Source organism: Methanoculleus sp. UBA413 (assembly GCF_002502935.1).
Taxonomy (GTDB): Archaea; Halobacteriota; Methanomicrobia; order Methanomicrobiales; family Methanoculleaceae; genus Methanoculleus; species Methanoculleus bourgensis.
Genome location: NZ_DAQR01000030.1, coordinates 7562 through 16320, shown reverse-complemented (window position 1 = coordinate 16320; position 8759 = coordinate 7562). Strand labels below are relative to the sequence as shown.

8 protein-coding genes and 1 pseudogene are annotated in these 8759 nt (G+C 59.8%); 5 read left to right on the top strand and 4 right to left on the bottom strand.

Annotated elements, in window-relative coordinates; translation table 11 throughout:
- Positions 1-329 precede the first annotated feature (329 nt).
- Positions 330-938, bottom strand: a complete 609-nt coding sequence (gene hisH, locus BP858_RS02430; RefSeq protein WP_286878746.1) for an imidazole glycerol phosphate synthase subunit HisH — start codon at positions 936-938, stop codon at positions 330-332.
- Positions 913-2322, bottom strand: a complete 1410-nt coding sequence (locus BP858_RS02425; protein ID WP_286878745.1) for a phosphoadenosine phosphosulfate reductase family protein — start codon at positions 2320-2322, stop codon at positions 913-915. The genes hisH and BP858_RS02425 overlap by 26 nt, the downstream gene beginning before the upstream one ends.
- 375 nt (positions 2323-2697) lie before the next feature.
- Here BP858_RS02425 and BP858_RS02420 point away from each other — a divergent pair, with 375 nt between their 5' ends.
- The 3 genes and pseudogenes from BP858_RS02420 to BP858_RS02410 form a co-directional block, all read left to right on the top strand.
- Positions 2698-3150, top strand: a complete 453-nt coding sequence (locus BP858_RS02420; protein ID WP_214167047.1) for an MnhB domain-containing protein — start codon at positions 2698-2700, stop codon at positions 3148-3150.
- A gap of 139 nt (positions 3151-3289) precedes the next feature.
- Positions 3290-3436 (top strand): hypothetical protein, encoded by a 147-nt coding sequence (locus tag BP858_RS02415; RefSeq protein WP_214167046.1) that lies wholly within the window; start codon positions 3290-3292, stop codon positions 3434-3436.
- Positions 3437-3716: 280 nt separating this feature from the next.
- Positions 3717-5099: pseudogene (locus BP858_RS02410) on the top strand (RNA-guided endonuclease InsQ/TnpB family protein); the annotation flags it as partial.
- 385 nt (positions 5100-5484) lie between these two features.
- Here the strand turns inward: BP858_RS02410 and BP858_RS02405 are convergent.
- A complete protein-coding gene (locus tag BP858_RS02405) occupies positions 5485-5799 on the bottom strand; it encodes a transcription factor S (protein WP_214167045.1) in 315 nt (104 codons plus the stop codon).
- A gap of 128 nt (positions 5800-5927) precedes the next feature.
- On the opposite strand from BP858_RS02405, the gene artA reads away from it, so the two are divergent.
- Positions 5928-6752, top strand: a complete 825-nt coding sequence (artA, locus tag BP858_RS02400; RefSeq protein WP_286878744.1) for an archaeosortase A — start codon at positions 5928-5930, stop codon at positions 6750-6752.
- Between the two features lie 588 nt (positions 6753-7340).
- Here artA and BP858_RS02395 read toward each other — a convergent pair.
- On the bottom strand, positions 7341-7973 hold the full coding sequence (locus tag BP858_RS02395) for a CDP-alcohol phosphatidyltransferase family protein (RefSeq protein ID WP_281767925.1): 633 nt from the start codon (positions 7971-7973) through the stop codon (positions 7341-7343).
- Between the two features lie 220 nt (positions 7974-8193).
- Between BP858_RS02395 and BP858_RS02390 the strand changes: the two genes are divergently transcribed.
- Positions 8194-8759, top strand: a 566-nt coding sequence (locus BP858_RS02390) for a dihydrofolate reductase family protein (RefSeq protein WP_286878743.1), incomplete at its 3' end; no start/stop codon positions are given.

Sequence of the window (8759 nt, the reverse complement as noted above, 5' to 3'; positions counted from 1 at the left end):
CTACGGCGCGGGGCTTGGGGAGCGGGGGGGGGGCCGGCCGGGGGGCGGGGTCAGGTAAGCCCGCAAGCCCTTTCCCCGCACAGGGCGGAACTCGTAGGTCCCTCCTTGTAGTCCCCGCCCTGCCCGGGATATGATGAACTTCCGGTGCGAGCCGGTAGGGCTCTCATCGATTGCCCCCGACAATGATCAGTACCGTTTTCCAGAGAGGTCTATTGATCACAACCAATCAATAGCGCTCCAAATCGGCCCTCGTCCTCTGAATTGGCCGGTATCCTCGTGAGTCTCCATACCGAACGTTAGCGCATATTGGGCGACCCCAGGGCCCCAACTCAGCAGACCTGCTCAATGAAGTTCTCAAGTATCCGGAGCCCGACCGCGCCGCTCTTCTCGGGGTGGAACTGGACCCCATAGGTGAGCCCGCACCTGACGGCCGAGGCAAAGGGGTGGACGTAGGTGGTGCTCGCCAGGGTATACTCCGGTGCAGTCGCCGCGTAGTAGGAGTGGACAAAATAGACGTACTCCTCCGCGCCGAGCCCCTCAAAGAGGGGATCCTGCCGCTCGATACGGATGGTGTTCCACCCCATGTGGGGAACCTTCTCGCCAGCGGCCGGGATGAACCGTCTCACATCTCCCGGCACGAGGCCGAGCCCCCGGTGGACGCCGTGCTCTTCGCTTCTCTCCATGAGCATCTGCATCCCGAGGCAGATGCCGAGGAGCGGCGTACCGCCGGCTGCGGCAAGGACGGTCTGCTCGAGGTGCCTGAGCATCTCCATCCCCTCACGAAACGCCCCCACGCCAGGGAGGACGATACCGTCGGCCGCCGCGATCACCTCTGGGTCAGACGTGACCGTCGCCGCCGCTCCTGCCCGCTCGAGGCCCCGGAGGACGCTCCTGAGGTTGCCAAGCCCATAATCAATTATAACTATCCTCTTCTTCATCCGCGTCTCCCCGCTTCCGCCACAGCCCGCGCTCGACCCAGTCGGGAGGCAGCCCCTGCTTCTCCTGCCACCCGGCGAGTCTCTCACGCCAGGCAGACCAGAGATCCGGGCATGCGTCGTTTATCATATCGAGCGTCGCAAGGTCGCTTGATGGGCAGATGAAACATCCGATGCGGTCGAGTCCCTGCTCGTAGAGGCGGTTGTAGGGGGCCTTCTCACGGAAGATATAGAGCCAGACATGCATCGCCGTCCATTGCTGGATCGGGGCTGCAGAGAGCTGTTGCGGGACGTGGCCGTTCCGCCAGACCCGCCTGCTCCGCATCCGCCGCACCGACTCGTACTTCCGCTGCCCGATGAACGAGAGGCATTCTCCCCAGTGCTCGTCGATCAGGCGGCCGAGTGGGTGGAGTTTGCAGACCCGACAGCACCAGCGGTTGTCGACGGCAGGCGGGCCACGTTCCTCAAACTCCTCCCAGAACGTCTCTTCATCAGAGACCCGGAAGACGTCGAGCCCGTAGCGGGCGGCCACCGTATCCACGTTCTCGTAAGTCTCGGGGAACTCAAGCCCGGTGTCGGCAAAGAGGAGCGGCACCGGGCCGAGCGCTTTTTTGACGACCAGAAGGGTCGCGAGGCTGTCCTTCCCGCCGGAGTAGGAGACCGTGGGTGGCAGCGGGTTTTTCGCCGCTACGTCCCGGACGAACTGGATGCTTGCGGATTCGTATTCTGCAAGAATTGGCTCGTTCGCCGCGACGGCATCCTCCCATGTGGCCTCGCCCGGGATGCAGACCGAGGGGGCGTTCCTGCGCGTCCGGACGATAACTCCCCTCTCCATCGTCCCGGCGGTGACGGCATCGACCTTCGCCCTGCCGACACCGATGCACTCACCGGTTCTCGTCAGGATAACGACCGGGTCGTCTTCAGCGACGGACGGGTCGATAGAGGTGAGGCCCGGGGCGAGGACGCTTGCCCCCTCGTCCCTGATGAACGGGACGGCACCGTCGTCGACGATGACGTAGCGCCTCATTGGCCGCATCAGGAGCGCGGCGTTCGGGCGCGGCAGGGGCTCCCAGCGCTGCTCCTCGGGGATGTAGCGGACCGCACCCACGACCGCCCCGCCGAGGACGATCTCGTCCATGCGGTCCTCGGCGGGGACCTTGTTGAGGAGTGCAAGATGCCCTTCCGGTATCAGCGGCGCTCCGAAGTGCTCGCTGTATATGCGATTGATCCGCTCGACGTCGTCGGGGAACGCAGGCCGGGCGTCTCCCGGCGGCGTGACCGCTACCGGGCGGGTCTGGGCACCGCAGGCACAGACCTTGCCAAGCACGGGGACATGGCAGGAGTCGCACCAGCGGAGCAGGATTTTTCCAAGATAAAGGCGAGCCATTCTTATATCTGTTGGGGAGAAATCGTTAAAAATCTTGGCGTATTCCGGGAACGTAGGAGAATCGCCCCGGGTTCCTGTACTTTCTGCAGTTCTCATATGCCCGGAATTGGCCCGTCAGCCTCCCTGGTGAGAACTCTCCGGGGTGCCATACATAGATTTAAATATTAGGACTGAATCATAGTATTATCATGTTCAATCATGTAGAATCAGATCCGGTGTTTTTGCAGTGGAGTATCCAGGATTCTACACGGATGAAGCGGGAGAATAGATCTATACCCCTCCTGGTTGCGGCGATCTGGTATCGTGCACCGCAGACGCGTCCGGCACAGGGGACTACCCGGAAGAGGTTTCGGGAGAGGTTGCGGGGTGAGACGTATGCATAGGATGACCTGGATGGCCATTGGCATCGTCCTCGCCCTGGTGGTCGGACTTTATGCGGCGCGCGGCCACCTGACGCCCGGTGGGGCGTTCCTGGGGAGTACGGCGATCGCGGCCGGGATTTTCCTGCCGTTCATCACCCCGAGTGCGGAAGCGACATCAGCGCGGGCCGCAAGGAAGCGGATGCAGAAGATTGAGATTCTGGGGCTGCTCATCTTCATCCTCATGGCGGTCATCATGCTCACGGTCGGTGCCGCGCTCTTCTTCGACTGGCTTGCAGAGCCAGGCACGGCCTCAGCCGGCATGCAGGTCGAACTCGGGCTGTTCCCGGGAGTTCCGGGTGCGGCAGGCGCGATATCGATCATGGACCTCGTGGTTGGCGTTGAGGTGATCGGGGGTCTGTCGCTGGTTGCGCTCTACATGCTGTCCAGTTTCAGGGGAGGGGCGTAGCTGTCCGGTGCCCTCCGCCCACACCAGATTTCTGCGATCTCCCACGGTACCGGCCCTTCGGTGCGATCTTCCGTCCGGGGATGGCCGGGCTGCGGCAAATACGGCTCAATTATCGCTTGTTTTTGGAATAAGAGGTTGGGTGAGCACAAAATATATATCCAGACCGGTTAAGAGTAGATATATCCCACCTCGGGAGGGAGGTGTGTCATTCATGGCAAAGGATAAGAAGTCGAAGTCTCCGGAAAAGAAACAGGAGAAGGCCCCGGAAAAGGCAAAGAAGAACTAATCCTGAATCTCCCTCACACTCTATTTTGCAAAAGACGTTCATGGAGCTCCGCTCTCCAGGCCGCATGGTTTTTCCCGGGAACGCCCGGGCACTGCCGCAGGCCGGGCGGAGTAGAGACTACAAGGAGGGACCTACGAGTTCCGCCCTGTGCGGGGAAGGGGCAAGCCCCCTCCCCGGTCCCCACCCCCGGGGCGATTCCCACCACGGTCCACTGTACGGGTGAGGTGGGGAACAGTCCGGATCCGGCACAGGGGGTTCACCAGAACTTGAACCTCGCCGGTATCAACGGAAATTCATCGACACGCTCGCATACCATGCCAAGAGCCTGTATAACGTAGGGCTGTACAACGTCCGGCAGCACTCTGCAACGCACCGAGAGAACCGTGCGATCCTGCACGGGATCCGTCCGGATCTCACCTCCGGGGTTGAGGTGTTGGTTGGATCCTACCTCCCCTACACGCGAAAGAAAGACTCCCCCTTCAAAGAGTACAGCACCTATGTGCAGTCAAAAGAGAACGAAAACTATGGGTTGCTGCACAGTGACGCTGCTCAGCAGACGCTGAAGTCGGTCGAAGAGGCGTATAAGAGTTATTTCGAGTTGCTGGCCCTGTACCGCAACGGGCAGCTCGAATACCGCCCCGGTTCCCCGAAGTACCTCCCCAAAGATGGGCGGTTCAAGCTGGCGTTCCCCCGGGCACACCTGACGATCCGGGGCCGGTTCGTCACGCTCGGGATGTCCCACAAGTTCCGGAAACAGCACGGGCTGACGGGCAAGGAGCTGACGTTCCCGATCCCGCCGTGCATCAAACCGCACCAGATCCGGGAAGTCACGATCCTGCCGGTCAACAACGGAATGGCCTACAAGATTGAGTTTTGTTACCGTGTTCCTACCCAACCTCACCCCCTTGACCCCGACCAGTACCTTGCCATCGACCTCGGGCTCAACAACTTTGCGACGATGGTTGACACCGCCACCGGGGCTGCCGTCATTCTCGACGGTAAGCGTATCAAATCAATTAACCGGTGGTACAACAAAGAGAACGCACGGTTGCAGAGCATCAAGGACAAACAGGGGATAACCGGCATCACGAAGCGGCAGGCACGGTTGCTGAAGCGGCGGGACTGCCAGATCGAGGAGGCGATGAACCGGTGTGTGACCTGGATCGTGGACTATGCTCTCCAGCACCGGATCGGGACGGTTGTACTCCCTCGCTGGGATGGGATCAAGGACAAGATCAACCACGGCAAGCGCGGGACCCAGAACTTCGTGCAGATTCCGTATCACAAGTTCCGGCGGAAACTGAAGAGCACGTGCGAGCTGTACGGGATCCGGTTCGATGACTCGCACTCCGAGGCATACACCTCGCAGGTCGATGCGCTCAACCTCGACCCGATCCGCAAACCACCCTATGGAAGGATGCGGCGGGTCAAGCGGGGGTTATACCAGAGTGCTCTGGGAACCCTGATCAACGCTGATGTCAATGGTGCTCTGAACCATGCACGAAAGGTAGCCGGTGATTCCGTGGTGCCACGGATAATCGGTAGTGGCCGCGTCAACCGGCCGGTGCGAATAAGGACGACTTTTGAACCGTCACCCTTCGCACAGATTAAAGTGCAACCCTGTGCCCCGCAAGGGGCCCCGGTGGCAAGCCCCCTCCGTTAGGAGGGGGTAGTTGACTACACCAATCTGGTAAGTTAACGCCTATGGGGTCTCCCCTCCCCGCACAAGCCGGACCCGGGGCACAAACAGAGCCATGATCCCCCACTCTCCAAACTGCGGCGGTTTTCATGGGAAATGTTAGCCGAAATGCTCCACTACTGGGCCATTGCATCTAATATTGTCCATGCGATACCGCCTCACGCGAAGTCCGTATATCTCCTCCCAACTGGGACCCTTCGCGCTCTTCGCGTGCGGTGGCGATCGCTCCCACACACCCTCAAGGTAAGGTGAAATGGCTCACTACCCATGCGCGGCGGTCTGTCTTTGCACCCAAAAACCCTGATGACAGATCAGGGAAAGAAAAGAGGGTTTGCGTGATGCCCGAGGATCAGTCGTACTCGCGCCATGTCTTACCGCAGGCGGTGCAACGGAAGAACCTGACTTCGCTCTCATCCGCCGCCCGGAGCTGCCTCAACCACCAGTATGCCGTCGTGCACTCGCACTCCGGGCATTTGGTCGTTATGGTCGGGAGCGTTGCCACTTCCTCAACATTATCGACGATAATGATCTCTTTCTCCAAACGTTTGTCTGTCTTCGTCAACCGGTCGGAATCGTTAAAATCCCTGATATAACCGCACTTTTTACACTTCAACTGACCACCGGATGATATCATCAGGCCTTTGCACTGTGGACAGAACATCATTGTAACATATTGGCTATCTATCAAAATTAACTCTTGGTCGGGTCATGCGGCCGTGGCGGCTCATCCGGGGGTTCAGCCGGATCGGGCGCACAAATGCTTTAATGTCGTATACGCTGAAAGATACAAGGATGAAGGATTACCTGGTGCTGATCTCCTGCGCCTGTTTTCTCATATTCCTTGTTCCGGGCCGGTACCGTAAGTACTTCGCTATCGGCGGGTGGGCAAGCATCGTCGGATACCTCTTCCTCGAGCTCCCCTATTACTTCTCCATCAACAACTTCATGTACCCGGCAATAGCCCTCCTCTCGCTGCCGTTCCTCTATATCACCGCAAAATACCTGCTCCGTGACGATCCCCGGGTGATACAGCTCTCGACGATAGCGGCCGTGGCGTTCCTGGTCTATGCCCCCTTCGGCTACATACCGGCGCTCGGGGACTGGCTGATTGCAGCGGTCACGGACCAGACTTCTGCCGTACTGGCGGCGATTGGGTATCCTGTGAACTTCACCGCCTGGAACATGATGGAGCGCAACGGGTTCCGGACCGAGATCATCCTTGCCTGCACCGGCATCCAGAGCATCGCCATCATGCTCGGGGTCGCCTGGGGCGTCCGGTCGACGCTCCGGCAGAAGATTGCCGGGTTCCTTCTGGTCTTCCCGACGATCTATATCCTGAATGTCTTGCGCAATGTCTTCGTGATCACGGCTTACACCGAGCAGTGGTTCCCGTACCTTCCTGGAATCGCCAGCAACGGCGAGTTCGGGTACGAGAGTTTCTTCTGGGCGCACAACGTCATGGCCGAACTTGGGGCGCTGATATTCCTCGTGATCCTCGCCTACGCCCTCTTCACAGTCCTCCCCGAACTCGGCAGCCTCGCCGACGGCCTCTACCGGCTCTACCGCGGCGAGGTGGAGCAGATCATCCGGCCGAAGGCCAGGAGATCAGATCTCTGACCCCCGCTCCCATCCACACACCCAATTTCCCTGGAGGCTGGTGGAGCATTGCACCTAAAAATTCACATACATCGTAGCCTCTCGCGTTGAGCGCGAAGTTGCGAAGTGGACTGTAACGCCATCTGCCACCTTCGCGCCCTCCCTCCCTCAAATTAAGGTGAAATGGTCAACTAGTGGAGCATTTCACCTTATTTTGCGGGTCCTGATGCGGATCGCCAGCCGCTCGCGTGAGGCGATGGTACCCATGAACACGACCGATTCCCCGGGCGAGCCCGGGCAGTGGACCGTGGTGAGAATCGCCCCGGGAGGTGGGGCTCGTCCCCTCCCCGCACAACCCGGACCCGGAGTACGATGCACCAGAGCAGGGGGTCTCCCACTCGCCAAATCGGGGCGGTTTTCATGGGAAATGTTAGATGAAATGGTCTACTAGCGAAAAGGCGCGAAGATCATGTGGGTGTCGACAACATGCTTCATCCCCGGGGCGCCGCCCCGTACGGGTTTCGTTGCGGCTGCACCCAGGCGTGGAGAAGGAGCGGCAATCCCTCCCCGGTTCTTCTGCAGAAAAGTGACTGGAAGGATGTCCTTCCGTCAGGAGTATCGCCGGTAGAGATAGACCATGCGCTGGATCGCAGAGAGGTTCGTGCAGACCGCGATGAGGAGCACCGCAACCCATATGTACCCGGTTACGCCGCCAAGCACCAGCACGAGAATCGTCTCCGGCCTGCCGAAGAAACCGACGCCCTCGAGGGGGTCCTCGATCTTCCCGGCGATCCTCTCGGTGTAGCCAATCTCCGCATAGGTGACCGGTTTGATGAAGGTATTGATCAGGGAGCCGGTGAGCGCGAGCCCTACAACACCGAAATCGGCGATCGGCGGGACGTCTACGAGGTGGCTGATGATAGGGATGCCGGAGAACCCCACGCCGAGGATGACCGCCGCATCGACATACTTATCGGCGACCCAGTCAAAGACGGCCCCGAACTTGCTCTCTGTATGGTTCTTCCTGGCGACGTTGCCGTCCACCAGGTCGAGAATCGCAGAGACGACCAGCAGCAGGGCGCCCGCGAGAAAGCATCGCTCTGCAAAGGCGAGTGCGCACGAAAAGCCGAAGAGCACGGAGAGCACCGAGACCTGATTCGGCGTAATGCCCAAGCGTATGAAAAATGACGCGATTGGTTCCGTGTATTTGATGAATTTCGGCCGCAGAGAGGTTATATTCATCGCATAATTTATCAGCCCGTAAAGAGTTTAACCTTTGCTCTGCCCGGATTTGAGACGGCACAAAACCGGTCCCGGAAACCGGGCTACCGCTGCCGCTATCCGGCCTTGCATAACGATACCCTGCCGGTGCCGAATAGCCCTCTCCAGGACGTTGTGTATCTTGCAAAATCACCAGATTCATAAATGCTCCCGCCAGATAGATCAGTAAGAAGGAGATCCAATGGCAGATCACGACAGGCCGCATGTGCTCATGATGTCAGAGATAACCGTCGACGGGAAACTCACCCTGAGGCGGGGGGCATCGAGCAAGATCCTCATGAAGTACATGGCACCCGAGACCGAGATTCTCCTTCACCAGACCCGGGCGGAATGTGACGCCATCATGGTCGGGGCAAACACCATCAGGATCGACAACTCCTTCCTGACGGTCCGGCTGGTCGAGGGGAAAAGCCCGCTTCGTGTCATCCCGAGCAACCGGGCTGATATACCGCCGGACGCCAACGTCCTCGGGCCGGACGCCCGGACGGTCATCGCTGTCAGCGAGGCTGCGCCGGCTGAGAAGATTGCCTGGCTCCGGGAGAGCGGCGCCGATGTTGTTGTGGCGGGGAAAAGCCAGGTCGACCTGCCTGAACTGATGCGGGTCCTGAAGAGCGATTACGGCGTCTCAAGGATGATGATCGAGGGCGGGCCGACGCTGAACTGGTCCATGCTGAACCACCGTCTCGTGGACGAGATACGCCTGATCCACCTGCCGTTCATCGTAGGCGGTGCCGATACCCCGTCGCT

Excerpts from the sequence above, each read along its gene's own strand:
- BP858_RS02420 (WP_214167047.1), top strand. The coding sequence starts at position 2,698 with ATGCATAGGATGACCTGGATGGCCATTGGCATCGTCCTCGCCCTGGTG.
- BP858_RS02405 (WP_214167045.1), bottom strand. The coding sequence starts at position 5,799 with ATGATGTTCTGTCCACAGTGCAAAGGCCTGATGATATCATCCGGTGGT.
- hisH (WP_286878746.1), bottom strand. The coding sequence starts at position 938 with ATGAAGAAGAGGATAGTTATAATTGATTATGGGCTTGGCAACCTCAGG.
- BP858_RS02395 (WP_281767925.1), bottom strand. The coding sequence starts at position 7,973 with ATGAATATAACCTCTCTGCGGCCGAAATTCATCAAATACACGGAACCA.
- BP858_RS02425 (WP_286878745.1), bottom strand. The coding sequence starts at position 2,322 with ATGGCTCGCCTTTATCTTGGAAAAATCCTGCTCCGCTGGTGCGACTCC.
- artA (WP_286878744.1), top strand. The coding sequence starts at position 5,928 with ATGAAGGATTACCTGGTGCTGATCTCCTGCGCCTGTTTTCTCATATTC.